The sequence below is a fragment of the Rhizobium sp. AG855 genome (assembly GCF_003610655.1).
Lineage (GTDB): Bacteria > Pseudomonadota > Alphaproteobacteria > Rhizobiales > Rhizobiaceae > Allorhizobium > Allorhizobium wuzhouense.
In genome coordinates this window covers 354,518-379,411 of record NZ_RAQG01000003.1, presented here as the reverse complement: position 1 = coordinate 379,411, position 24,894 = coordinate 354,518, and the positions used below count along the sequence as shown (strand labels likewise).

Annotated in this window: 27 protein-coding genes; 15 read left to right on the top strand and 12 right to left on the bottom strand. The window is 62.1% G+C overall.

Features of this window, described 5'->3' with window-relative positions:
- Positions 1–5: 5 nt before the first annotated feature.
- From DFO46_RS01820 to DFO46_RS01810, 3 genes are all read right to left on the bottom strand, one after another.
- Positions 6–1,643 carry an ABC transporter substrate-binding protein gene (locus tag DFO46_RS01820; protein WP_120276137.1) on the bottom strand — a complete coding sequence of 546 codons (1,638 nt, stop codon included), beginning with the start codon at positions 1,641–1,643 and terminating at the stop codon, positions 6–8.
- 45 nt (positions 1,644–1,688) lie between these two features.
- Complete coding sequence (locus DFO46_RS01815) at positions 1,689–2,741, bottom strand: dipeptidase (RefSeq protein ID WP_110794080.1); 1,053 nt, start codon at positions 2,739–2,741, stop codon at positions 1,689–1,691.
- Between the two features lie 141 nt (positions 2,742–2,882).
- The gene (locus tag DFO46_RS01810; protein ID WP_120276136.1) at positions 2,883–4,322 is read right to left on the bottom strand and encodes an amidase; all 1,440 of its coding nucleotides are present in this window, start codon (positions 4,320–4,322) and stop codon (positions 2,883–2,885) included.
- A gap of 444 nt (positions 4,323–4,766) precedes the next feature.
- Here DFO46_RS01810 and DFO46_RS01805 point away from each other — a divergent pair, with 444 nt between their 5' ends.
- From DFO46_RS01805 to DFO46_RS01770, 8 genes are all read left to right on the top strand, one after another.
- A complete protein-coding gene (locus DFO46_RS01805; RefSeq protein WP_120276135.1) occupies positions 4,767–5,867 on the top strand; it encodes an ABC transporter ATP-binding protein in 1,101 nt (366 codons plus the stop codon).
- A gap of 2 nt (positions 5,868–5,869) precedes the next feature.
- Positions 5,870–6,793: an ABC transporter permease gene (locus tag DFO46_RS01800; RefSeq protein WP_110794077.1), complete on the top strand. Its 924-nt coding sequence runs from the start codon at positions 5,870–5,872 to the stop codon at positions 6,791–6,793.
- The gene (locus DFO46_RS01795; protein ID WP_120276134.1) at positions 6,786–7,589 is read left to right on the top strand and encodes an ABC transporter permease; all 804 of its coding nucleotides are present in this window, start codon (positions 6,786–6,788) and stop codon (positions 7,587–7,589) included. The genes DFO46_RS01800 and DFO46_RS01795 overlap by 8 nt, the downstream gene beginning before the upstream one ends.
- Positions 7,590–7,631: 42 nt before the next feature.
- Positions 7,632–8,666, top strand: a complete 1,035-nt coding sequence (locus DFO46_RS01790; RefSeq protein WP_120276133.1) for an extracellular solute-binding protein — start codon at positions 7,632–7,634, stop codon at positions 8,664–8,666.
- 75 nt (positions 8,667–8,741) lie between these two features.
- The gene (locus DFO46_RS01785) at positions 8,742–9,923 is read left to right on the top strand and encodes a serine hydrolase (RefSeq protein WP_120276132.1); all 1,182 of its coding nucleotides are present in this window, start codon (positions 8,742–8,744) and stop codon (positions 9,921–9,923) included.
- 17 nt (positions 9,924–9,940) lie between these two features.
- On the top strand, positions 9,941–11,611 hold the full coding sequence (locus DFO46_RS01780; protein ID WP_120276131.1) for an amidohydrolase: 1,671 nt from the start codon (positions 9,941–9,943) through the stop codon (positions 11,609–11,611).
- A 12-nt stretch (positions 11,612–11,623) separates the two neighbouring features.
- Positions 11,624–13,300 (top strand): amidohydrolase, encoded by a 1,677-nt coding sequence (locus DFO46_RS01775; RefSeq protein WP_120276130.1) that lies wholly within the window; start codon positions 11,624–11,626, stop codon positions 13,298–13,300.
- Positions 13,297–13,977 (top strand): TetR/AcrR family transcriptional regulator, encoded by a 681-nt coding sequence (locus DFO46_RS01770; protein WP_120276129.1) that lies wholly within the window; start codon positions 13,297–13,299, stop codon positions 13,975–13,977. The genes DFO46_RS01775 and DFO46_RS01770 overlap by 4 nt, the downstream gene beginning before the upstream one ends.
- Here DFO46_RS01770 and DFO46_RS01765 read toward each other — a convergent pair.
- Both DFO46_RS01765 and DFO46_RS01760 read right to left on the bottom strand, forming a co-directional pair.
- Complete coding sequence (locus tag DFO46_RS01765; protein ID WP_120276128.1) at positions 13,974–14,813, bottom strand: amidohydrolase; 840 nt, start codon at positions 14,811–14,813, stop codon at positions 13,974–13,976. The two genes, DFO46_RS01770 and DFO46_RS01765, sit on opposite strands and share 4 nt — an antisense overlap.
- A 28-nt stretch (positions 14,814–14,841) precedes the next feature.
- Positions 14,842–15,645 carry an IclR family transcriptional regulator gene (locus tag DFO46_RS01760; protein WP_120276127.1) on the bottom strand — a complete coding sequence of 268 codons (804 nt, stop codon included), beginning with the start codon at positions 15,643–15,645 and terminating at the stop codon, positions 14,842–14,844.
- A 186-nt stretch (positions 15,646–15,831) separates the two neighbouring features.
- Here DFO46_RS01760 and DFO46_RS01755 point away from each other — a divergent pair, with 186 nt between their 5' ends.
- From DFO46_RS01755 to DFO46_RS01740, 4 genes are all read left to right on the top strand, one after another.
- Positions 15,832–16,566 carry an SDR family oxidoreductase gene (locus DFO46_RS01755; RefSeq protein ID WP_120276126.1) on the top strand — a complete coding sequence of 245 codons (735 nt, stop codon included), beginning with the start codon at positions 15,832–15,834 and terminating at the stop codon, positions 16,564–16,566.
- Positions 16,567–16,664: 98 nt separating this feature from the next.
- Entirely contained in the window at positions 16,665–17,507 is an 843-nt protein-coding gene (locus DFO46_RS01750; RefSeq protein WP_120276125.1) for a fumarylacetoacetate hydrolase family protein, read from the top strand.
- A gap of 161 nt (positions 17,508–17,668) precedes the next feature.
- Entirely contained in the window at positions 17,669–17,941 is a 273-nt protein-coding gene (locus DFO46_RS01745) for a CopG family ribbon-helix-helix protein (protein WP_120276124.1), read from the top strand.
- Positions 17,929–18,222: a type II toxin-antitoxin system RelE/ParE family toxin gene (locus tag DFO46_RS01740; protein ID WP_120276123.1), complete on the top strand. Its 294-nt coding sequence runs from the start codon at positions 17,929–17,931 to the stop codon at positions 18,220–18,222. The genes DFO46_RS01745 and DFO46_RS01740 overlap by 13 nt, the downstream gene beginning before the upstream one ends.
- Before the next feature lie 90 nt (positions 18,223–18,312).
- Here the strand turns inward: DFO46_RS01740 and DFO46_RS01735 are convergent, their stop codons facing one another.
- Positions 18,313–19,746, bottom strand: coding sequence for an NAD(P)(+) transhydrogenase (Re/Si-specific) subunit beta (locus tag DFO46_RS01735; protein WP_120276122.1), 1,434 nt, complete (start codon positions 19,744–19,746; stop codon positions 18,313–18,315).
- Positions 19,747–19,767: 21 nt separating this feature from the next.
- A complete protein-coding gene (locus DFO46_RS01730; protein WP_110794064.1) occupies positions 19,768–21,339 on the bottom strand; it encodes a Re/Si-specific NAD(P)(+) transhydrogenase subunit alpha in 1,572 nt (523 codons plus the stop codon).
- Between the two features lie 255 nt (positions 21,340–21,594).
- Between DFO46_RS01730 and DFO46_RS01725 the strand changes: the two genes are divergently transcribed.
- The gene (locus DFO46_RS01725) at positions 21,595–21,759 is read left to right on the top strand and encodes a DUF1328 domain-containing protein (RefSeq protein WP_099058977.1); all 165 of its coding nucleotides are present in this window, start codon (positions 21,595–21,597) and stop codon (positions 21,757–21,759) included.
- A gap of 72 nt (positions 21,760–21,831) precedes the next feature.
- Here the strand turns inward: DFO46_RS01725 and DFO46_RS01720 are convergent, their stop codons facing one another.
- Positions 21,832–22,587 carry a Crp/Fnr family transcriptional regulator gene (locus DFO46_RS01720; protein ID WP_110794063.1) on the bottom strand — a complete coding sequence of 252 codons (756 nt, stop codon included), beginning with the start codon at positions 22,585–22,587 and terminating at the stop codon, positions 21,832–21,834.
- On the opposite strand from DFO46_RS01720, the gene DFO46_RS01715 reads away from it, so the two are divergent.
- On the top strand, positions 22,572–23,102 hold the full coding sequence (locus DFO46_RS01715) for a hypothetical protein (RefSeq protein ID WP_183041821.1): 531 nt from the start codon (positions 22,572–22,574) through the stop codon (positions 23,100–23,102). The genes DFO46_RS01720 and DFO46_RS01715 overlap by 16 nt on opposite strands.
- Here DFO46_RS01715 and DFO46_RS01710 read toward each other — a convergent pair.
- The gene (locus DFO46_RS01710) at positions 23,070–23,636 is read right to left on the bottom strand and encodes an RNA polymerase sigma factor (RefSeq protein WP_062280489.1); all 567 of its coding nucleotides are present in this window, start codon (positions 23,634–23,636) and stop codon (positions 23,070–23,072) included. The two genes, DFO46_RS01715 and DFO46_RS01710, sit on opposite strands and share 33 nt — an antisense overlap.
- Entirely contained in the window at positions 23,633–23,794 is a 162-nt protein-coding gene (locus tag DFO46_RS01705) for a NepR family anti-sigma factor (RefSeq protein ID WP_245409033.1), read from the bottom strand. The genes DFO46_RS01710 and DFO46_RS01705 overlap by 4 nt, the downstream gene beginning before the upstream one ends.
- A gap of 219 nt (positions 23,795–24,013) precedes the next feature.
- Here DFO46_RS01705 and DFO46_RS01700 point away from each other — a divergent pair, with 219 nt between their 5' ends.
- A complete protein-coding gene (locus tag DFO46_RS01700; RefSeq protein ID WP_082511077.1) occupies positions 24,014–24,178 on the top strand; it encodes a DUF1328 domain-containing protein in 165 nt (54 codons plus the stop codon).
- Positions 24,179–24,282: 104 nt separating this feature from the next.
- On the opposite strand, the gene DFO46_RS01695 is transcribed toward DFO46_RS01700, so the two are convergent.
- Together DFO46_RS01695 and DFO46_RS01690 are read right to left on the bottom strand one after the other, a co-directional pair.
- Complete coding sequence (locus DFO46_RS01695; RefSeq protein ID WP_120276120.1) at positions 24,283–24,507, bottom strand: hypothetical protein; 225 nt, start codon at positions 24,505–24,507, stop codon at positions 24,283–24,285.
- Positions 24,504–24,857: a hypothetical protein gene (locus DFO46_RS01690; RefSeq protein WP_245409032.1), complete on the bottom strand. Its 354-nt coding sequence runs from the start codon at positions 24,855–24,857 to the stop codon at positions 24,504–24,506. Before DFO46_RS01690 ends, DFO46_RS01695 begins: the two co-directional genes overlap by 4 nt.
- Positions 24,858–24,894 lie beyond the last annotated feature (37 nt).

The following is a 24,894-nucleotide window of genomic DNA, read 5'->3' as shown; positions in this document are numbered from 1 at the left end:
GACGACTATTCCTTGGTGACCGTGTTGACATAGTTGGTGTCGAAGCTCGGGCCGAGCTTGTAGCTCTGCACCTTGCTCGAATAGCCGGCGATTTCCGTCTGCTGGAAGATCACCACGAACGGGCCGGACGCAAGCACCTGCTTCTGCAGGTCTTCGTAGATCGCCGCACGCTTGGCGGTATCCTTCTCGAGCAGGGCAGCCGCCGTCTTGGTGGACAATTCCTTCGGATCCCAGGCATTGCGCCAGGCGAGCGTCTTGTTCGTGCCTTCGTCGGAATTGTCAGGATTGAAGGTGAAGGTCTCGGCATTCGAGTTCGGGTCGAAATAGTCCGAGCCCCACTGGCCGATATAGATGTCGTGCTGACGCGCACGATACTTCGTCAGCGTCTGCTTGCCGTCACCCGGGATGATTTCCAGCTTGATGCCCGCCTGGGCGAGCGTCTGCTGGACGTTTTCGGCAATGCCGGTCACGGGCTGCGTGTTGCGCACGTCCATGGTGACGGTGAAGCCGTCGGCGAGACCAGCCTTGGCCAGCAGTTCCTTCGCCTTGGCGACGTCGAGCTTGTACGGATTGTCGTCGAGCGCGCCGAGCTGGCCGGATGGCAGGAAGGTCTGGTGGATCGTGCCGATGCCCTTGATCAGGGTTTCGCCGAGCGCGTCGTAATCGACGAGGTACTTGAAGGCCTCGATGACTTCGGGCTTGGCCAGGTTCGGGTTCTTCTGGTTGAGGCTGAAGTAGTAGAGCGTGCCCTTCGGTGCCGAAGTGGTGGCGATGCCTTCCTTCTTGGCAACGGCATCGAAATCGCCCGGATCGAGGTTGCGGGCAACGTCGATGTCACCGTTTTCCAGTGCCAGGCGCTGGCCGGAGCTTTCCTTCATGTAGCGATAGATGACGCGGGCGAGCTTGGCCTTTTCGCCGTAATAGTTGTCGTTGCGCTCAAGCACGACGACTTCATTGGCGCGCCATTCGCGGATCTTGAACGGTCCGGAACCGGCATAGCCGGTCTTCAGGAACTCGTTGCCGAAGTCCGTGTCGTATTTGTATTCCTCGGTCGGCGTAACAGGCTTGGCATTCTCCATCACGACCTTCTTGTCGACGACGGAGGCGACGGTGGCCGTCAGGACGTTGAGCACGAAGCTCGGGGCATAGGGCTTGTCGACGGTCAGCACGAAGGTGGATTCGTCGGCCGCCTTGGCCTTTTCCGTGACATTGTCGCCGCTCAAACCGAACTGGGTCAGCAGGAAGGCCGGTGACTTGTCGAGCTTGATGACACGTTCGAACGAGAAGGCAACGTCTTCAGCAGTGATCGGATTACCCGACGCGAAAGTGAGGTTCGGCTTGAGCTTGAACGTATAGGTCAGGCCGTCCTCGGACACATCCCAGCTTTCGGCGAGGTCGCTGACGATCTTCGACGTATCGGCCGGATCGAGCGCCACGAGCTTGCTATAGGTGTTGGCGGTGATCTCCGCCGTCGAGAGTTCGAAGGCTTCACCCGGATCAAGCGTGATGATGTCGTCGATCGCCCAGGCCTGGACGAGCGTATCCGCCGGGGTCGCAGCATAGGCCTGCGGCGCAACCGCGACCATGAGTGCCAGCATCGCGCTGGTCGTCAGAAGTTTGAGGCGCTTGTCGAACATTGTCATCGTTACGGTTCCCTTCTTGGTTTTTATGGGTAGGCCAGTATGAACTTATTCGTGCCAGGCGGAAGCCAGCACCCGCAGCCAGTTTTCGCGGCAGATCTTGTCGAGATCACCGGCACTGTAACCGGCGGCACCAAGCGCTTCCACGAGTCGGTGGTTGCCGGAGGCATCGGCGATGGCAGCCGGTATCGTCGCGCCGTCGAAGTCCGAGCCGAGCGCGACACAGTCGATCCCCATGCGTTCGACCAGATGGTCGATATGCCGGACCATCAGCGAGATCGGCGTATCCGCGTTGTCGCCCCCGTCCGGCCTTAACATGGTCACGGCATAGTTCAGCCCGACCAGACCCCGGCTCTCGCGGATCGCGTCGAGCTGCTTGTCGGTCAGGTTGCGCGCCACCGGCGTCATCGCATGCACGTTGGAGTGGCTGGCGATCAGCGGCTGGTCGCTCAGTTTCGCCACGTCCCAGAAGCCCTGCTCGGTGATGTGGGCGAGATCGATCAGGATGCCGAGCTTGTTGCAGCGGCGGACCAGCTCGCGACCGAGATCGGTGAGGCCGGGTCCGGTATCCGGAGAACTGGGGAAGGCAAATGGCACCCCATGCCCGAAGATGTTGTGGCGGCTCCACACAGGCCCGAGCGAGCGGAGCCCGGCAGCGTAGAAAACCTCGAGCGCATCGAGATTGGCGTCGATCGCCTCGCAGCCTTCCATGTGCAGGACAGCCGCGAAACCACCATCCGCCATCACCTTGCGGATTTCGGCCGTGCTGCGGCACAGCGTCCAGGCGCCGGCGCGATCCAGCTGGCGGGCGATCGCGATCATCTCCAGCGCGATGTCGAGCGAGGGCGACCGCTCCAGCGGCGGATCGAGCGGTGTCAGATAGTGACCGTCGGCATCCGGCTCCTTCAGCACGAAATCATGCGGCGAAGGGATATAGACGGCACACAGCCCGCCTGCCAGGCCACCGCGTTTGGCACGCGGCCCGTCAATGTGGCCGGCCGTCGTGCCCTGGGCGAACTCCTTCACAGGGTCGGCGCCGTCCTTGCGGCTGCGCCAGAGGCGAAGGAGAACGTCGTTATGGCCGTCGAAGACAAGGTTCATGAAAATGAATTCCGTAGTTCGGTCGCGTCAGTGAGAGGATCCCATGCCCAGAGAGAGGCGACGGGGCTGGATAAACAGTAGCTTGGCAAGCCCATCAAATCGTAGGGCCAAATTGCCCTCCCATTCAAGAGTGAAAAAGATTTACTCCAGAGCATCCTGCGCCAGGGAGGGTACGCGGTCCAGCCAGTCGGTCGCCGCCTCGTAACCGGCGGCAACGGAAAGCACCCGCGCATCGGCTCGCGGCGGCCCGATCAGCTGGAAACCATTCGGCAGGCCACCCTCGGAGAAGCCGGCCGGCAGCGCTGCCACAGGCAGGCCGGCCATGCTCGGGCCGATCACCACCTCCATCCAGCGGTGATAGGTATCCATGTGGCGTCCGGCGATTTCACGCGGCCAGGGAATGTCGGCATCGAAAGGGAAGACCTGCGCGGCCGGTGCGATCAGATAGTCGAAACGCTCGAAGAGTTTCAGCATCGCCTGATACCAGGCGGTCCGGATGGCGGAGGCTTCGAAGACATCGGCGGACGAGGCCCGCAGACCGTTCCGCACCTCATAGAGGATTTCCGGCTTGAGCGATCCCCGCCGGGCCGGGTCTTCATAGGTGTCACGCATGCTGCCGGCGGTGAAGACGCTGCGCAGCGTCGTCCATGCCCACCACAGCCGTTCCATATCGAAGGCGGGCGTCGCCGCCTTGACGGAAAAACCCATGGCTTCGAAAATACCGAGAGCCTTTTCATTGAGCGCGAGGACACCCGGCTCGAAGGGCAGATACCCGGAGAAATCACCCAGCCAGCCGATCCGGCCGCCCTTGCGCGCAAGGTCGGGATCAATGGTGACGGGTCCACTCTCGAAGGAGGACGGATCACGCGGATCGAAGCCGGACTGGATGTTCAGAAGCAGCACCACGTCTTCGACGCTACGGCCCATGGGTCCGAGCGTTGCGAGCTGGTTGAGATAGGCATCCCGACCGGGAAGCGCCGGGATGCGACCGAAGCTCGGGCGAAAACCGATGACATTGTTGAAGGCGGCGGGGTTTCGCAGCGACCCCATCATGTCGCTGCCGTCAGCGACCGGCACCAGCCGGGCCGCAAGTGCTGCCCCCGCACCGCCACTCGACCCGCCGGCGGACTGCGCCGGGTCATAAGGATTGCGGGTGACGCCGAAGACGGGATTGTAGCTGTGCGAACCGAAGCCCCATTCCGGGGTATTGGTCTTGCCAATGACGATGGCGCCTGCCGCCCGGATCCGCTCCACCTGGATGTCGTCGAAATCAGGCACGAAATCCCGGTAGAGCGGAGAGCCGTAAGTGCAACGGATGCCCTTCGCCTCGCTGAGATCCTTGATCGCAATCGGCACGCCATGCAGCGGTCCGCGGATGGTGCCGGCGGCCCGCTCCCGGTCCAGCAAACGCGCTTCGGCAAGCAGTTCCTCGTTCGAGCGCAGACTGATGAGCGCGTTGATCCGAGGGTTCAGCCGTTCAATCCGTGCCAGATAATCGCGCATGACCCCTTCGGCCGAAAGCGCGCCGGACCGGAGGGAAACGGACAGCGCAGCGGCGCCAAGACGGGTGGGATCGGTCACGGGTGTCTCCGGATCAGGTGGGACCGGCGCAAGCGCCCGGCAACATGGCCCGACGATGGGATGCTTGGCCAAGCCGTGTCAAGCGGCCGGCCAAGCGCCTGCCGCAGGCCTGCCATGCGGTCCGCACAAATTTTCGCTGAAGCCAAAAATAAAAATGGTCATACGACCAAATTAGAGGCAACATGCCCCAAAATCAGGTGCGCGGACTCGACCGGACCGCGACGCCGAAGACAAGGGAACACCGGTCGGCAAAGAGCGAGATCAGCAGAAACCCTGTCATTCCGGGGCGTCTGCGGGCTCCAACGGGAGGGAGGCTCCACATGCATTCGAGCTGGCACACGACTTGCGTGACCAGAATTACGCGCCCCGGTCGGCAGAAGCTCCTGCCATTGCCGGATCGCACCGCAGTCCATCGCGCATAACCCGAACGCCAGGGGGCATCGCTTGAGTTCCGCATCTGACAAGGCAGCCATCGAGATCCGCGGCGTCAGCCGCATTTACGGATCAGGACACGAAAAGGTCACCGCACTCGACGGGATCTTTCTCACCATCCGGGAAAATGAGTTCTTCACCTTGCTGGGGCCATCCGGCTGCGGCAAGACCACGCTTCTGCGGCTGATCGCCGGCTTCGATTTTCCGACGACGGGCGAAATTCTCCTGCACGGCGAAGACATCGCCCCGCTCCCGCCGTTCAAGCGGCCGGTCAACACCGTCTTCCAGTCCTACGCGCTCTTCCCCCATATGACGGTCGCCGACAATATCGGCTTTGGCCTGAAGATGCTGGGCAAGCCGGCGGCGGAGATCAAGTCGCGCGTCGACGAGATGCTCGAGCTGGTGCACATGACGAAGATGCGCGATCGGCAGGTCAGCCAGATTTCCGGCGGCCAGCAGCAGCGCGTGGCGCTTGCCCGCGCCCTGGCGCCAAAGCCGAAGGTCCTGCTGCTCGACGAGCCCCTCTCGGCGCTCGACTATAAACTCCGCAAGGAGATGCAGATCGAATTGAAGCGCGTGCAGGCCGAGACCGGCATCACCTTCATCTTCGTGACCCACGACCAGGAAGAGGCGCTCACCATGTCGGACCGCATCGCGGTCATGTCGACGGGGAGCCTGCGCCAGGTCGGTTCGCCCTGGGATATCTACGACCGCCCGGCCGAGCGTTTCGTGGCCGACTTCATCGGCGAGACGAACTTCCTCGAGGTCGAGGTCGCATCGGTGGAAGGCGACAGAGCCAAGGTCCGACTGCGCTCGGGCCAGGAAATCCCCGCCACCTTCCCGGAAAAGACGACGCCCTCGGGCAAGGTCACCATCGTCATCCGCCCTGAACATGCCGAGATCGTCGCCCCCTCGCCCGAGGCCACCCTGCAGGGCACGGTCGAGAGCGTCGTCTATCTGGGCACGGACACCAACATCAACGTCCGGCTCGAAGGCGGATCGCTGTTCACGGTGCGCCAGCAGAACAGCCGCAGCGGTGCCTGCGGTCATGCGGAGGGACAACCGGTCGGCATCCTCGTCAGCGACGATGTCGCGCAGATCCTGAAGGATTGACCATGAGCGCGATCCGAACGGCCCCCGAAAATGCCAAATCGCGCGACATCCGAAACCGTTGGCTCCTGAGCCTCCCCGCGCTTCTCATCATCCTGGTCGCGGCCATCGGCCCGCTTTTCGTCATGCTGGTCTATTCCTTCCTGGTGAAGGGAGACTATGGCGATGTAAAGCCTTGGCAGTTCTCGCTGGATGGCTGGTTCTCGGTGTTCTTCGAACGTGACATCTTCGACGATACCTTTGGTCTCGCCAGTGCCCATGTCTCGATCATCTGGCGGTCGCTGAAACTCTCCTTCTACACCACCATCCTCACGCTGATCCTCGGCTTTCCCACCGCCTATTTCATCGCCACGCGGCCTGCAAAAAGCCGGGAAATGTGGGTTTTCCTGATCACCATCCCGTTCTGGACGAACCTGCTGATCCGCACCTTCGCCATGCAGCAGGTGATCCGCAACGAGGGCATCGTCAACAACGTGCTGATGTGGCTCGGTGTCATCAAGAGCCCCCTGCAGATCATCTACACGGACACCGCAACCCTGCTCGGCATGACCTATGTCTACCTGCCGCTGATGGTCCTGCCGCTCTACGCCTCGATCGAAAAACTGGATTTCCGCCTCGTGGAGGCCGGTTACGATCTCTATGCCAACCGGCTGCAGGTGCTCTGGCGGATCGTCATCCCTCTGGTGAAGCCGGGCCTGATCGCCGGATCGATCCTCGTCTTCATTCCCTCGCTCGGCGCCTATGTCATTCCGCGCGTGCTGGGTGGCGGCAAGAACATGATGCTCGGCAATCTGATCGAGATGCAGTTCGGTGCGGGCCGCAACTGGCCGCTGGGTGCGGCCATGTCGATCACGCTGATGGTCATCGTGATGCTGGCCCTGCTCTTCTATGTCCGCAACGCATCCAAGTCGGGAGCCGGACATGTCTGAGCGCCGTTTCGACATCCGCAGTCAACCGGGCTTCGGCCTGATTGCCCTCTTCACCTTCTTCGCGCTCTACCTGCCGATCGCAGCGCTCGTGGCCTACGCCTTCAACGCCAATGAAAGTCTGGCGGTCTGGGGCGGGTTCTCGATGCGTTGGTTCATCGTCGCCTGGCACAACACTGCGGTTCAGGATGCTGCGATCCGCTCGCTGGTCATTGCCCTCTGGGCCGCCGCCATCTCGACCATCGTCGCGACCATGGCCGCACTCGCAACGACCCGGACGGAAGGTTATCGCGGCCTGACGCTGAAATATGCGGCAATCAACCAGCCGCTGATGGTGCCGGAAATCGTCACCGCCGTGGCCCTGCTCATCGTCTTCTCGCGCATCAAGGTCTGGACCGGCTATTCCGGCCTCGGCTACCTGATCATGGCCCACACGGCCTTCTGCATCCCCTTCGCCTATCTCCCCATCCGGGCACGGCTGGAAAGCATGGACCTGACCCTGGAGCGGGCTGCAGCCGACCTCTATGCCACGCCTTGGCGGGCCTTCCGCTTCGTCACCTTGCCGCTGCTGCGCCCCGCCATCATCGCCGGCTTCATGCTCGCTTTCGTGATCTCGCTCGACGACGTCGTCATCACGGAATTCGTCAAGTCCGGTGGGCAGGACACTCTGCCCACCTACATGCTCGGCCAGATCCGGCGTGAGGCGACGCCGGAGATCAATGCCATCGCCAGCATCTTCCTGGCGCTGTCGACGGTGTTGATCGTGGCCTTCTTCTTCATCAACCGGCGCAAGCCGTAAGCCTGACAACGACTTAAAAACAGAGAGGAACGGAGAATGACAATGAAATGGATGACGACGACGGCCATGGCCACGCTCACGCTGTTGAGCCTTGCCGGCGCAGCATCGGCCGCAGGCGAACTCAACATCTACAACTGGGGGGACTACACGAGCCCCGAGATGATCAAGAAGTTCGAGCAGCAGTTTGACGTCAAGGTGACGGTCACCGACTACGATTCCAACGACACCGCACTCGCCAAGGTGCGCGCCGGCGGTCATGGCTTCGACATCGTCGTTCCCTCCGCGAACTACATGCCGATCTGGATCAACGAAGGCCTGCTCCTGGAGTCCCGTCCGGACCAGATGGAGAATTTCAAGAATGTCGATCCGCGCTGGGTCGACGTCGCCTGGGATCCGGGTCGCCACTATTCCGTTCCGTGGCAGTGGGGCGTGACCGGCATCGGCGTCAACACCAAGGTCTATGGCGGCGACATCAACACCTCGGCCGTCTTCCTCGATCCGCCGGAAGAGCTGGTCGGCAAGATCAACGTCACCCCGGAAATGAACGATGTGCTGTTCGCCACCATCAAATATTTCGGTGGCAACTGGTGCACGACGGACAAGGAAGTGCTGCGCAAGGTGCGTGACAAGCTGGTGGAAGCCAAGTCCAAGTGGCTCGCCATGGATTACAGCGTCACCGACAAGCTGCCGAACGGCGACTATTCCGGCGTCTACTACTGGAACGGCGCCATCATGCGTTCGCGCCTGAAGAACCCGGACATCAAGTTCGGTTATCCGAAGGAAGGTTTCCCCGTGTTCATGGACAGCGCGGCGATCCTGAAGGACGCGAAGAACCCTGACAACGCCAAGGCCTTCCTGAACTTCATCATGGCGCCGGAAAACGCAGCCATGCTTTCGAACTTCGCCAAATACGCCAACGGCATCAAGGGCTCGGAAGAATTCATGGATGCGGCCATGAAGGATGCGCCGGAACTCGTCATTCCCGCTGACATGGAAAAGGCCGGCGAATTCCTGCTGACCTGCGAGCCGGACGTGCAGCAGCTTTACACCAAGATCTGGACCGAAATTCAGAAGTAAGGTCGATCCGACACCGAACCAAGAAAAGAAAAAACGGGAGGGCTACCGGCCCTCCCGCAGGGGGAGCATTCACGGATGACAACGCGTTTTGCCGAAACCTATGGTTTCGAAAGAAATGCCCTGACGCTTGCCAACTGGCGGACGGAGCCGTTCAGCCGCTTCAGCTTCGGCCACGCCGAAGAAGTGGTGCCGAGCACCACGATCGCGGCAACCGCAGAGAGACCGGAGGGGTCGCCTGTTGCGTCCGATCTCCTGCGCCAGGCACTTCCGCAGGGCCTTGCAGGGCAGGCCGATGTCGGCTCCTATCTCGACTATGCCCACACAGACGCCTTCGTTTTGATGAAGGCCGGCCGGATCGTTGCCGAGCACTATGCGCCTCATGCCAGCGTCGACCAGCGCCACATCGTTTTCTCGATCAGCAAGTCCTTGACGGCGCTCGCCATGGCGACGCTGGAAGCTGACGGCCTCATCGACCCGCATGCTCCGGTCACCAGCCTTCTGCCGGAGGCGAGTGGATCCGCCTATGGCGATTGCTCCATCCGCGATGTGCTCGACATGCGCGTCAGCCTCGCCTTCGACGAGGCCTATCTGAACACCGACGGCGCCTATGCGCGCTACCGCCGCGCCACGCTCTGGAATCCGGCGGACCCGGCACGGCCGAACGAAACGCTGCTCGCTTTCCTGATGACACTGCAAAAGGACGCCCATGCCCATGGCGGCGCGCATTTCTACGCGTCGCCGAACTCGGACCTGCTCGGCGTGCTGATCGAGCGCGCAACCGGCGAGCGTTATGCGCAAGTGCTGTCGGAGCGCCTTTGGAAACCGCTTGGCGCCCGGCATCATGCGAGCGTGACGGTGGACGCCGAGGGCACGGCACGTGCAGCCGGCGGTATTTCCGTGACCGCCCGTGACCTTGCCAGGGTCGGCGAGATGCTGCGGAACGGCGGCACGGTCGATGGTCGCCGCATCATCTCCGAAACCTGGCTCAAGGATATGCTGACGGCGGGCGACCATCAGGCCTGGGTCGACGGCAAATCGAACTTCTTCCCCAACGGCCGCTATCGCAGCCAATGGTACCAGTCGGGTGAAGCCGACGGCGCCTTCTGCGCGATCGGCATTCACGGTCAGTGGCTCTATGTCGATCCCTCCACCGAGACCGTCATCGTCAAGCTTTCGTCGCAGCCGAACCCGCTCGACGACGAACTGAAACACGACAACTTCGCATTCTTCCGCGCGCTCTGCGCCTGGACCGCATGAAATCAGAGGATACCGAAATGGCAGTGACTGCAGACATCATCATCACCAATGGCCGCGTGCTGACCATGGACAAGGCAGCTCCGCGCGCCGAAGCCGTGGCCCTTGCCGGCAACCGCATTCTTGCGGTCGGCAGCAAAGCGGAGGTGAACGCTCTGGCCGGTTCGAACACGCAGCGGATCGACGCCAAGGGCGCGACCGTGATGCCCGGCTTCAACGAGGCCCATATGCACATCTTCCCGGGATCGGTGTCGCTGCGCCAGCTCAACCTCCACGGCGTGCTGGGCTTCGAGGCGCTGAAATCCGCGATCCTCGACTATGCCGCAAAGAACCCGGACGAACCGCTGCTGATGGGGTTCTCCGCCGACTATTCGATCATTTCGCTGACCGAACCCTGCACCCGCCATCATCTCGATGCCATCCTGCCGGATCGTCCCTTCATGATGTTCGCGCCCGATCACCACACCGCCTGGGCCAACACCATGGCGCTGGAACAGGCCGGTCTTCTGCAGGGCAAGGATGTCGGCGTGGGCAATGAGGTCGTCATGGGGCCGGATGGCCTGGCCAACGGCGAGCTCCGCGAAGGAAACGCCTTCGGTCCGGTTGCCGCACTCGCCTCGACCGGCGGTCGCGAAGAACTCGGCATGGGCACCGGCATGGACCCGGAACACGTCACGCCGGAGCAATATGCGCTGGACCGATCGATCCTAAAGGCAGGCCTCGAATACTGCGCCTCCTGGGGCGTCACCTCGATCCAGAACTTCGACGGCAACCACTACCAGCTGCGCCTGATGCGGGACCTGGAGCTGGCGGGCGAGCTTCCCTGCCGCATGCGCATTCCCTACCACATGAAAAACTTCATGCCGCTGTCCGACCTCGACAAGGCTGCCGAGTGGAAGAAGGAATTTTCGACGGACATGCTGCGCGGCGATTTCGTCAAGGTCTTCATGGACGGCGTTCTCGACAGCCAGACGGCCTACATGCTGGAGGGATATGGCGACCGTCCCGGATACACCTTCGAGCCGCTTTTCACGCCCGACGCCTTCAACGCGATCGCCACGAAGGCCGATGCGCTCGGCCTGCAGGTCGCAGTGCATGCGATCGGCAGTGCTGCCATCCGCCAGACACTGGATGGCTACGAGGCCGCCGTGAAGGCGAACGGCAAGCAGGACAATCGCCACCGCATCGAGCATATCGAGATCATCCATCCCGACGACATCCCGCGCTTTGCAGAATTCGGCATCGTCGCCTCCATGCAGCCGGTACACTATCCCGGCGGCACCTGCTTCCCGGCCGAGCCGACCCCGGCAAAGATCGGCGAAGACCGCTGGGACTACGCCTATGCCTGGCGCACGATGAAGGAAGCCGGCGCCCCTGTCGTCTTCGCATCGGACTGGCCGGTTTCGCCGGTCTCGCCCTTCCAGTGCATCCAGGATGCGCTGACCCGCAAGCCCTGGAAGGAGGGCCTGAAGGACCAGCGCTTCACGCTTGAGGAAGCGCTGGAAGCCTATACTGCGATCGGCGCCTGGGTGGAATTCATGGAAGACCGCAAGGGCGTGCTGAAGCCTGGATATCTGGCCGATGTCGTGGTCCTCACCAAAGACATCGAAGCCGTCGCCGCCGACCAGATCATGGACACGGTCCGCCCTGCCGTCACGATTTGCGACGGTCGCATCACATTCCAGGCCTGAGAAAGAACTGCCATGAGCGCCGATATCATCATCCACAACGCAACCGTCCTGACCATGGACGACGACCGTCCGAGGACAGAAGCGGTCGCCCTGACCGGCAATCGCGTGACCGCCGTCGGTTCGAACGCGGAGATCCTCGCGCTGGCGGGGGCACAGACCCGCATCGTCGACGCGAAAGGGGCAACGGTGCTGCCCGGCTTCAACGAAGCTCATATGCATATCTTCGGTGGTTCGGTTTCGCTGGGCGAACTTTCGCTCTTCGGCGTGAAGGGCTTCGATGCCCTGAGCAAGGCCGTGAGGGACTATGCCGCCGCCCATCCCGATCTGCCGCTGCTCGTCGCGCAAACGGCCGACTACACCATTCTCTCCGAGACCGAACGTGTCACGCGCCACCACCTCGACCGCATCATTGCCGATCGGCCGTTCCTGATGTTCGCCCCCGACCACCATACGGCCTGGGCCAACACGATGGCCCTGGAGATGGGCGGTATCATCAAGGGCGGTGATGTCGGCGTCGGCAACGAGATCGTCATGGGCGAGGACGGCCTGGCGAACGGGGAACTGCGTGAGACCAATGCCATCAGGCCCGTCGCCTCCATGGGCGCAACCGGTGGACGGGAAAGCCTGGGTGTCGGCACAGGCGGCGATCCGGCCCATGTAACCGCCGAAGAGCGGGCCGGTGACATTGCTGTTCTGAAGAAAGGTCTCGCCTATTGCGCCTCCCTCGGCATCACCTCGTTCCAGAACATGGATGGCAATCTCTACCAGCTGGAAATGCTGGATGAGATCGAGAAGACCGAGGGTCTTCCGGTGCGGGTCCGCATGCCCTACCACATGAAGAACTTCATGCCGCTTTCGGACCTGGAAGAGAAGGCCGCTGCCTGGAAGAAGCGCTTCGACACGGACAAGCTGCGCTGCAACTTCGTCAAACTGTTCATGGACGGCGTGACCGAAGGCGAAACCGCTGTTTTCGTCGATGATTATGCCCACAAGCCCGGCTGGAAGGGCGAGCCGCTGTTTTCCGCCGAGGCCTTCAATGCGGTCGCGACCGAGGCCAACCGCCTCGGCATGCCGGTTGCGGTCCACGCCATCGGCGACGGCGCGGTGCGTATGGTGCTCGACGGCTACGAAGCCTCGATCGCCGCCAATGGCAAAAGCGACATGCGCAACCGCATCGAACACATCGAAGTGGTTCATCCCGACGACATCCCGCGCTTTGCCACATCCGGCACCATCGCCTCGATGCAACCGACCCATCCGCCGGGCTCGGCCGGCCTGCCGCTCGAACCTTACCTCACCTATATCGGCCGCGAACGCTGGCCCCATGCCTTTGCCTGGAAGACGCTGGTCGATGCTGGCGCCACCATTGTCTTCGCCACCGACTGGCCGGTCTCGCCCCTGCCCCCGCTGAGCTGCATCCGCGATGCGATGACACGGCAGCCCTGGGCCGACGACATGCCGGACCAGCGTCTGAGCCTCACCGAAACGCTGGCCGCATACACCCGCACCGGCGCCTGGGTTGAATATATGGAGGATCGGAAGGGTGTTCTGAAACCCGGCTATCTCGCGGATGTCGTGGTCCTGTCCGGCAATATCGAGACGACCGCCCCTGCCGATATCGCCGATCTCTCGCCCGTGCTGACCATCTGCGACGGCCGTGTCACCTTCGATGCCGGAGGAGGCCGATGAGCGAACCGGCAGACGCGGCGAACGGGACATCAGTGGCCTCAACGGGCCGAGGGCGTCCGGCAGGCGCGACACGCAAGGGTCTTGAAACCCGTCTGCGGATCATCCGGGGCGCGCGCGAGGCGCTGGAGGAGGGCGGCATCGAGGCGCTCACCACGCGCCGCATAGCCGCCTCGGCCGGTGTGAAACTCGCCACCCTGCACTACTACTTCGACAGCAAGGAAAGCCTGCTGATCGCCGTGCTCGAAGACCTGATCGCCGAGATGGATGCAGCCTATCGTCAGGACGTGTCCCTGCCCTCGGCCCCGGAAGATCGCGTCGAGGCCCTGATCCGAGCCAGCTGGCGCTACATTCAGAGGACGCGTGGCAAGCAGATCGCACAGACCGAACTGACGCTCTATGCATTGCGCACCAAGGGCTCCGAATGGCTCGCGGCCCGGCAGTACAATGCCTATATCGATTTCTACGGACACTTGGTCTTCGAAGACGATGCGGATGAGGATCTTCGCCGGATCGGTCGCGCCGTCGCCCGCCAGATGCTGATCGGCATCGACGGCATCATCCTGCAGAGCTACGCCCTGCAGGATCTGTCAGCCTCCAACGACGACATCGAGGCGCATATCATCGCCATGCGCGGCTATCTGCGCCGCCTGCTCGCCGAGCGCGACCGGCCCCGTTAACCGAGCGGCCAGAGGCGTTTGGCATTGGCGGCGAAGAGCTTGTCCTTTTCGTCCATGGTGCAGCCATGCAGCAGCGCCTGCGTCGTCGCGACCCATGTCGAAAGCCCGCCGCCGAGCGTGCAGACCGGCCAGTCCGATCCCCAGATGGCCCGGTCGAAGCCGAAGGCGCCGATGGTGTGGTCGAAATAGGGTTTCAGGTCGTCGAGCGTCCAGTTTTCGCGATCCCCATAGGCGGGAATGCCGGAGATCTTCACCCGCACATTGCCCCGCTTTGAGATCTCGGTGATGCCCCTCTTCCAGGTGTCATAACCATGCCCCTTGATATCGGGCACGCCGCAATGATCGATGATGAAAGTGACATCGGGCGCGAGATCGACGAGCGCCTTCGCCTTGTCGATCTGATGCGGAAACATACAGAGATCGAAGGTCAGCCCCGTGCCGGACAGCCGCTTGATATTCTCCCTAAACAACGCCCCCTCGGAGACGTCGTCGGGAACCACATGCAGGACCCGGCGAAATCCCTTGACGAAGGGATTGGCGCGCTGGGCCTCGAGATAGGCAACGAAACCGGGATCTTCAGGGCGGCAGGACGCGATGACGCCGCGAAGAAGACTGTCCGGGGATCGGGACAGGCCCTGCACCATCGCCGTTTCCGCCTCGATGTCGGCGGGGACCACGTCGACTTCCATATGCAACACCGAGGAAATGCCGAGCCGCCGCGCTTCACGCGCATAGGTTTCCCAGGTGAAATCGGCGTCGAGGCCGGGCTCGTCCTGCAGCCAGGGATAAGTGAGGCGGTCGCGGTAGATCAGATGCAGATGGGTATCGATGATCATGGATGGCCCCTCCCAAGGCCTTTGAAACTCAGCTGTCGGCCGACGGGGAACCGGCACCCAGGCTTGCGCCTGCAAGCTCAGAGATCCGCCGCGCCGTATCCTTCAAGACCTCGATCGTCCGGGCAATATCGGGGGCATCGGGCATGTTGATGATCGTGATGTAAGGCACGGTAAGCGCTGCCAAAGCCTCGCCGTCGGCGCTGACGATCGGGGCGGACAGGTTTGTCACGCCCGCCGTCTGGGCGCTCGGCATCATCTCGTAGCCACGCGTACGGATCGCGTCGAGCCGGGCGGCAAAGGCCTCGGTCATGCGCCCGTCCGGGCCGCCACTTGCGACATGTTCCGCCACCATCATCGCCCGCACATCCGGGCTGCGGAAGGCCAGCAACACATGCCCGGACCCGGTATCGAACAATCCCATGCGCGAACCGACGCGGATCGAGATCCCCCAGTAATTCGGCGCCTCAAGCTGTGCGATCACGACCGGGTGTCCCCGGTCATAGACGACGATGTGATTTTCCTGTTGCGTGATCTCCGCCAGTTCCCGCATCAGCGGCATGGCAAGCGAGGCGAGGCGCCGTGTCGGCGCATGCAGCTGCGCGAGACCGAAAAGCTTGAGCGTCAGCACATAACGGTCGCCCTCGAGGCGCGCGACATAGCCTCGCTTCACCAGCCGGTCGAGCATCCGGTAGAATTCGTTCGGGCTGCGGTCAAGCGTCTTGGCGATCTCGGCCTGACTGAGGCCACCATCCACGCCCGCGAGCAGTTCGAGAATGTCGAGACCCTTGTCGAGCGCCGGCGCCCGGTATCGATCCTGGTCGAGGTCATTCACGCATTTCTCTCCTCGACTCGCCGGACTGACCTTGACGTTCATGAATAAATGTTTTGCATATGAATGATGCTCGCACCGCTGCGCAAATTATGCAAGTGTCGAGTGATCCGGGAATGGGAGTTTACGTCCGAGACGCCGGCAGGACCGGTCAATCGGTGGATTTGAGATCGGCTGGAGGAGCCTAGGATGAACCTGCCTTTGAAGAACAAACATGTGCTGGTGACGGCAGCAGGCCAGGGCATCGGTCGCGCCAGCGCGCTCGCCTTTGCCCGCGCCGGCGCAAGCGTCATCGCAACCGATATCAACACCGAAGCGCTGGCGAGCCTTGAGCACGAGGCCGGCATCACGACGCGCCAGCTCGACGTCTTGAGCGAGGCGGCGGTCAAGGCGGTGGTCGCCGAGACCGGTCCTTTCGATGTTCTCTTCAATTGTGCCGGTGTCGTGCATGGCGGAACGGTGATGGACATGGCCGACAAGGACCTCGACTTCGCCTTCGACCTCAATGTCCGCGCCATGATCCGCACCATCCGCGCGGTCCTGCCGGCCATGCTGGAGCGTGGCGACGGCTCGATCATCAACATGGCCTCGGTCGCAAGCTCGGTGAAGGGTGTGCCGAACCGTTGCGCCTATACAGTCACCAAGGCAGCCGTGGTCGGCCTGACGAAATCGGTCGCGGCCGACTACGTGACGCAGGGGATCCGCTGCAATGCCATCTGCCCCGGCACGGTCGAAAGCCCCTCGCTGCAGGACCGCATGCGCGCGCAAGGGGACTATGACGCCGCGCGCGCCGCCTTCATTGCCCGCCAACCCATGGGGCGGCTCGGGACCCCGGAAGAAATCGCCGATCTCGCCGTCTACATCGCCGGCGCCACCTATACCTCGGGCCAGGCCTTCGCCATTGACGGCGGCTGGACGATCTGAGCAACACCAAGGAAACGTGTGAAGCAGTTTTCCCGTCCGCCATTGCGGACAACAGACAATGAGCGGCTCTGCCGCGACCTTTGGAAAGGAATACGACCATGAAACTGATGCGCGTCGGCCCGCTTGGCCAGGAAAAGCCTGCGATCCTCGACAAGGACGGCAAGGTCCGTGACCTCTCGGCCCATGTCGCCGATATCGGCGGTGCCGCGATCTCTCCCGAGGGCCTCGCAAAGATCGCCGCCCTCGACCTCGCATCGCTGCCGGAGATCGCCGCCGACCGCATCGGCGCCTGCGTTGCCGGCACCGGCAAGTTCATCTGCATCGGTCTCAACTATTCCGACCACGCCGCCGAAACCGGTGCTGCCGTGCCGCCGGAACCGGTGATCTTCATGAAGGCGACCTCGGCCATCTGCGGCCCGAACGATGATGTTCTGATCCCGCGCACCTCGGAAAAGACTGACTGGGAAGTCGAACTCGGCGTCGTCATCGGCAAGACCGCGAAATACGTCTCGGAAGCCGAAGCCATGGACTATGTCGCCGGCTACTGCGTCTCCCACGACGTGTCCGAACGCGCCTTCCAGACGGAGCGTGCGGGACAGTGGACCAAGGGCAAGTCCTGCGACACCTTCGGCCCGATCGGCCCCTGGCTCGTCACCAAGGACGAAATCGCAGATCCGCAGAACCTCAAGATGTGGCTCTCGGTGAACGGCAAGATGATGCAGGACGGCTCGTCGAAGACCATGGTCTACGGCGTTGCCCACCTCGTGTCCTATCTCAGCCAGTTCATGAGCCTGCACCCCGGCGACGTCATCTCCACCGGCACCCCTCCAGGCGTTGGCCTCGGCATGAAGCCGCCGCAGTTTTTGAAGGCCGGCGACGTGGTGGAGCTCGGCATCGAGGGCCTGGGTACGCAGAAGCAGACGTTCAAGGCGGATGTTTGAGACGTCAAGCGCCGAGCAGTCAGACCCCGCCCGCGTGGCGGGGTCTTGCGTTTGAGGGACAAGAAGAGATCCCTGTGTGGGACCGAGCGTAGCCCGTGTGGACTTAGACCGGCGTTCACCCTATCTTGCATCAAGGTATCACCCAGTATTCTGGAGCGACCATGGCGACCTCGCTAAAGATCGATGACGCGTTGAAAGAACGTGTGCAGCAGCTGGCCAACGACCGCAAGCGCTCGGCGCATGGACTCATGCTCGAAGCCATTGAGCAGTATGTGCAGCGCGAGGAGGCCCGTGAGAGCTTCCAGCGAGAGGCACTGGCGTCCTGGGCCGCTTACAAGGAAACGGGTCGCCACCTGACACTGGAAGAAGTGAGCGACTGGCTCGACGCCTGGGGTACGGCCGACGAGAAACCGGTGCCAGAGTGCCACGAGTAGTCATCACAGAAGGAGCGGCGATCGGCATGGAGCGATGCCGTCGGTTCCTTCAGACAAAGTCTCCGGGCGCCGCAGAGAAGGCAGCCAAGGAAATTAAGCGACAGTTCAAACTCCTCGAAGGCAGCCCCGAACTAGGGCGACCTGTGCCGCACACTTCAGACCTGAGGGAATTGACGATCGGCTTCGGTGCGAGCGGCTATGTCGCTCTCTACCACCACAAAAGACGGGATGACGTCATCCACATCTTGGCATTCAAACATCAGAGAGAAGCCGGCTATTGAGACCGGACTGTCACCAGAGCATGGCGGCACCAACAAAAAAGCCGGGCGTCTCCGCCCGGCTTCCTGATCCTTGAACGCGGCGAACCCGCCTTACTTGATCAGCGGCAAAATACTGTCGATCGACTTCTTCGCGTCACCGTAGAACATCCGCGTATTCTCCTTGTAGAACAGCGGATTTTCGATGCCGGAATAGCCGGTGCCCTGGCCGCGCTTGGACACAAACACCTGCTTGGCCTTCCACACTTCGAGAACCGGCATGCCGGCGATCGGCGAGTTCGGGTCTTCCTGGGCGGCCGGGTTGACGATGTCGTTCGAGCCGATGACGATCGCGACGTCCGTTTCGGGAAAGTCCTCGTTGATCTCGTCCATTTCGAGAACGATGTCGTATGGCACCTTCGCTTCTGCGAGCAGCACGTTCATGTGGCCCGGCAGGCGGCCGGCGACCGGATGGATCGCGAAACGCACGGTCTTGCCGGCGGCGCGCAGTTTGCGGGTCAGTTCCGAGACCGACTGCTGCGCCTGAGCGACCGCCATGCCGTAACCCGGGATGATGATGACCGAGTCCGCATCGTTGAGCGCATTGGCAACACCTTCGCCATCGATTGCGATCTGCTCGCCGGTCACTTCCATCTGCGGTCCCGTGGTGCCGCCGAAGCCGCCGAGGATGACCGAGACGAAGCTGCGGTTCATCGCCTTGCACATGATGTAGGACAGGATCGCGCCAGAGGAGCCGACCAGCGCGCCGACGACGATCAGGAGATCGTTCGACAGCGAGAAGCCGATGGCCGCCGCCGCCCAGCCGGAATAGCTGTTGAGCATGGAGACGACGACCGGCATGTCCGCGCCGCCGATACCCATGATCAGGTGATAGCCGATGAAAAAGGCCAAGAGCGTCATCAGCACCAGCGTCCAGGCGCCCGCACCGCCGACATAGAGGTAGAGCAGGATCAGCGAGGCAAGTGCTGCACCGGCATTGAGCAGATGGCCGCCCGGCAGTTTCTTTGCCTTGCCGTCCACCCGTCCGGCCAGCTTGCCGAAGGCGATGACCGAGCCGGTGAAGGTGACCGCACCGATGAAAACGCCGAGGAAGACCTCGACACGGAGGATGGTGAGTTCGACCGGCGTCTTGTGCGCGAGGATCGCGGCAAAACCTGTCAGCGTCGAGCGGGCTGCCTCGTCGAGTGCGGCAACATCGACGGCTTCGATATGGGCGTTGAAGCCGATGAACACGGCGGCAAGACCGACCAGCGAATGCATGGCCGCGACAAGCTGCGGCATCTCCGTCATCTGGACGCGCTGGGCGACGACCCAGCCGATGGCGCCACCGATCGCGATCATGACCAGCGAGACGAACCAGTTGCCGGCTCCTGGACCATAGATCGTTGCGGCAACGGCGAGCGCCATGCCTGATATGCCGTACCAGACGGCGCGCTTGGCGCTTTCCTGGCCGGAAAGACCGCCGAGCGACAGGATGAAGAGAACGGCTGCGACGACATAGGCCGCTGTGGTGAATCCGTATTCCATGTGTGTGTCCCCTCCCCTAACTCAAGACTTCTGGAACATGGCGAGCATGCGCCGTGTGACCATGAAGCCGCCGAAGATGTTGATGCCGGCCATCAGGACCGACAGTGCGGCGAGGATGATCACCAGGAAGTTGCCCGAACCGATCTGCATCAGGGCGCCCAGAATGATGATCGAGGAGATGGCATTGGTGATCGCCATCAGCGGCGTGTGCAGCGAATGGCTGACATTCCAGATGACCTGGAAACCGACGAAACAGGCGAGCACGAAGACGATGAAATGGCTCATGAAGCTGGCCGGTGCATAGAGACCGGCAAGCAGGATCAGCGCACCGCCGGCGGCAAGCAGACCGACCTGGTTACGGGTCTGCGTCTTGAAGGCGGCGATTTCCTGGGCCCGCTTTTCTTCCGCCGTCAGTTCCTTCACCTTCTCCTTCGGCTTGGCAGCCGCGATCGCCTGGATCTTCGGTGGCGGTGGCGGATAGGTAATCTCGCCGTCCTTGGTGACTGTCGCCCCCCGGATGACATCGTCTTCCATGTTGTGCACGACGACGCCGTCCTTGGCCGGCGTCAGGTCCGTCATCATGTGGCGGATGTTCGTGGCATAGAGCGTGGAGGACTGGGCGGCCATGCGGCTCGGGAAGTCGGTATAGCCGACGATCGTCACGCCATTGTCGGAAACGATCTTCTGGTCGGGCACGGTGAGATCGCAGTTACCGCCGCGCTCGGCGGCAAGGTCGACGACGACGGAGCCGGGCTTCATCGCAGCGACCATGTCGGCGAGCCACAGCTTCGGCGCATCACGGCCGGGGATCAGCGCCGTGGTGATGACGATATCGATCTCCGGTGCCAGTTCGCGGAACTTCGCGAGCTGTTTTTCGCGGAATTCCGGCGAGGACGGTGCCGCATAACCACCGGTCGCAGCGCCATCCTGGGTGGCTTCGAATTCGAGGAAGACGAACTGCGCGCCCATGCTTTCGATCTGTTCGGCAACTTCCGGGCGCACGTCGAAGGCATAGGTGATGGCGCCAAGCGAGGTCGCCGTGCCGATCGCGGCAAGACCGGCAACGCCGGCGCCGATGACCAGAACCTTCGCCGGCGGAACCTTGCCGGCTGCGGTCACCTGACCGGTGAAGAAGCGGCCGAAATTGTTGCCGGCCTCGATGACGGCGCGGTAGCCGGCAATGTTGGCCATGGACGACAGCGCATCCATCTTCTGGGCTCGGCTGATGCGGGGCACCATATCCATGGCAACGACGGTCGCGCCCTTCGATTTGGCCTGCTCCAGCAGGGCTGAATTCTGCGCCGGATAGAAGAAGGAGATCAGTGTCTTGCCCGGGCCGAGGCGGTCCACTTCGGACGTTTCCGGCGGGCGCACCTTGGCGATGATGTCCGCACTCTCGTAAAGGGCTGCCGCCGTCTCGACCACCGTCACGCCAGCGGCGCGATAGGCGTCGTCAGACAAGCCCGCCGCTTTGCCGGCACCGCTCTCGATGACGCAGTCATAGCCGAGCTTCTGCAACTGGGTGGCGCTGTCAGGCGTCATCGCGACGCGAGCCTCGCCGGCATAAACCTCTTTAGGCGATCCGATCTTCAATCCCATCTCCCTTGATCCTCACTCCAAAACGCTGTTCCCCGTGGGGGATACCCGTGGGACTCTCCGCAGCGGAGAGCAGCAGAAGCGGGGGCGGCTGTCCAGCCCGCTTGAAGGCTTAAGTGTCCGTTTCTCGCCGGGGCCAAACACTTAAAACGATTTTTGCTGCACCGCAGCAGACGGCAGCACAAGGCTTTCCAGATGGAACAAATATCGCCGATCCCTGCTTTCCCGATGGAACAACCAAAGGAACAAACAATGCTGCACTGGATCCTGATTTTTCTCCTGATCGCCGCCGTTGCCAGCCTTCTCGGCTTTCGCGGTGTCGCCGGCGCGTCTGCCGGCATCGCCAAGATCCTCATCTTCGTCGTGCTCGTGATCCTGATCATCGCGCTCTTCACCGGCGTTATCATCGTGGCGTGACCATCGCGATCAGCCAGAAACAGAAAAGGCTCGCACCACCGTGCGAGCCTTTTCTGTTTGGGAGCGATGCCGTCAGATGAAGGGACGGATCCGCAGATCGCCCGGCACCCAGCCGGCGATGGCACGCAGGCCTTCCGGATCCAGGATCTCGCAGCCGCGATCACGCCAGCGGATCAGTTCACGATCCGAGAGCTTCTTCAGGGTCTTGTTGGTGTGGACGATGGAAAGCCCGAGCGTGTCGGCAAAATGCGTCTGCGTGACCGGAATGTGCCGCCGGTTCTCGTCCAAAAGCCCAGCCAAGACGCCGCGATCATAGAGGAAGGCCAGGAGATAGGAGGCACGCTCCAGCGCCGACCGTCGACCGATACTGAGCAGATGTTCGTCGAGGATGACCTCTTCGCGCGCGGCGAGCCAGGTCAGGTCGAAGCCGAGACCGGCATGACGCTCGAACAGGGAAAACAGCCGGCTGCGCTCGAAGACGCAGAGTGTCATCGCCGTCATCGCCTCGACCGAATGCTGCATCTCCGCCATGACGGCACCTTGCAGGCCGACCATGTCTCCCGGCACCACATAGTTGAGGATCTGCCGCCGTCCGTCTTCCAGGATCTTGTAGCGGAAGCCCCATCCCGAGAGGACGGTGTAGAGATGCGCGCTTCGGGCACCTTCGACAAGCACGGTCGTGCCGGGATCCGCTTGAAGCTCACCGCGCTTGAACTGCGCGACGAATTCCAGTTCCTCCTCGCTGAAGGGACGAAACTGCTTCATGCGACGCAAGGGACATTCATAGCAGCTGACACGGACGGGATTTGGGCGTGGTTCAGCAACCATGGACGACCTCGCAGAATGGCCACACTGTTCCCTTATGGAACCCATGCGCCGACATGTCTTTTTTAAATGACGCTCCCTCCCTCGAAGACCATAAAGCGGTCCGAAACGAAGGATTGAACATGCCTCCAGCGCCGCTCCGCATCCTGATTGCGGATAACCAGTACCTGATCGCCATGGAGGTAGAGCGGATGCTGTTGGAAACGATCGCCTGCATGGTCGTCATCACGCCGCTGGCACGACTGCAAGAACAACTCGCCACATCCCATTTCGACGTCGTGGTCCTGGATGCGGCCGGCACCGAACAGCTGAACGTGTCTCGCGCCAACGCCATTTCTGCCGCTGGTGCAAAGCCGGTGTTCCTGTCGTCATATATCGACCACGGTCGGAACCAGAGCATCGTCTCCCTCCATCCCGTGGTGGCCAAGCCACCGCTGCCAGAGCCGTTGGCTGCCGCCGTTCTGGAGGCAGCCAATCGTCGGACCTCAGACGGCGAAAGCCTTCTTGATAACAGCTGAACTGTTGGCATCCGGACCGTAGTCACCTTCTCCGCTGACACCCAGGATTTCCTGCAGCTTGTTGCGGGCACGGTTGATGCGGCTCTTGATGGTGCCGACGGCGCAGCCGCAGATCTCGGCGGCCTCCTCATAGGCAAAGCCGGAGGCCCCAACGAGGATGATGGCTTCGCGCTGGTCGCTCGGCAGCTGATCAAGCGCGCGCTTGAAATCCTGCAGGTCGAGTGAACCATACTGCTGCGGATGGGTGGAAAGCTGGGAGGTGAAGATACCATCGGTGTCGGACACTTCGCGACCACGCTTGCGCATCTGCGAGTAGAACTCATTGCGCAGGATGGTGAACAACCAGGCCTTCATGTTGGTGCCAGGCTCGAAGTGGTCCTGTTTTGCCCAAGCCTTCATGATCGTGTCCTGCACGAGATCGTCAGCCACATGGTGACGGCCGGTGAGCGACACGGCAAATGCACGAAGATTGGGTAGCGCTGCCAGAAGATCGCGCTTGAACGAATGGTCGGTCGACTTTGCGTCAACAGTCATCGAGCAGCTTCCCTGTTTTGAATGCTTTCTTCCGCGCGGCGCTCCGCCACATCAAGGCGCTCCAGCAACTCCAGGAAACGCTGCGGGATGCCCTCTTCCTGGACCGACTGATAAAATTCGCGCAACTGAGCCGACACGCCGGGATGAAAGGCCGCCATGCCAGGCAGGCCGTCCGACACTGTCACTTTTTTTGAGTTTTCTGTCATGTGGTCCAACGGGTTTGAGCGATTGTCGGCAGGTAACGCCCGATCCGCCACAATGTTCCAGAAAAAACGACTTTTTCATTGGCAGCTTATCGATTGTGATTGCGCGCGATCAAGAGGGAACAAAGACCATCGGGGCACGTTTTTCCGTCATCGCAACAGGAGGAACCCCCTATGCTGTATTACGCTCTCGTCTTTCTCGTCGTCGCCCTCATCGCCGGCGTTCTCGGCTTCGGCGGCATCGCCGGTGCATCTGCCGGTATTGCCAAGATTCTTTTCGCCATCTTCATCATTCTCTTCCTCGTTTCGCTCGCCATGCGCCTGTTCCGCCAGGCCTGATCGCGCGATCCGGTAAAAAGAGGAGGCCGCTGCCCAAGGCGCGGCCTCCTCTTTTCGTTTGGAGATGGGAAGAACAAAGAAGAGGGACGGAAGCGAAGATCTTCTTAAGCCAGGATCCAGATCAGCGCGGCGACGGCGACAACGAGGAGCGCGATCACGACGCGCTGGGTGAAGCTGCCGTAAAGCGGTGGGACCTGCGATTCCAGATCCCGGTCGAGGCCGGCCTCCTGGGCCATGTCACGCGTCTGCGCATCGACCGGCTGGCCTCGCCTGTCGTCGCCATGTTCGCGCGCCGCAGCAGCGCCAGTGTCGGGTGTAAAGCCGTTCATCGGATATCCTGGAAGCGTTCAAGCGGGATCGGAACGCGGTTCGGAACCGCCGGCAACATTGCCTGCGCTTCGACGCTACCGGCGCTCGCCGGCGTTGCCTTGAGAGCCATCAGTTTCGCCGGATCGATGTCCTGACGGATGGACTTGCCCGCAACGAGATCAGCGCTGACAGGCACACAGTCTCCATAGACCAATTGTGCCATGCTGCGCGCACGGGTCAGCTCCTTGTTGAGGGATGCATAGCACGCTTCGTCGTTCTGGTAAGAAATGACGGCGACCGGCTCTTCCAGGCAGGTCGCGTCCTGCGGGTGGCAGGCGACGATAACCATAAGGGCTGCCATACTGTTCATGACCAATCTCCACGTTACTCAATCGTTAACGCGGAGA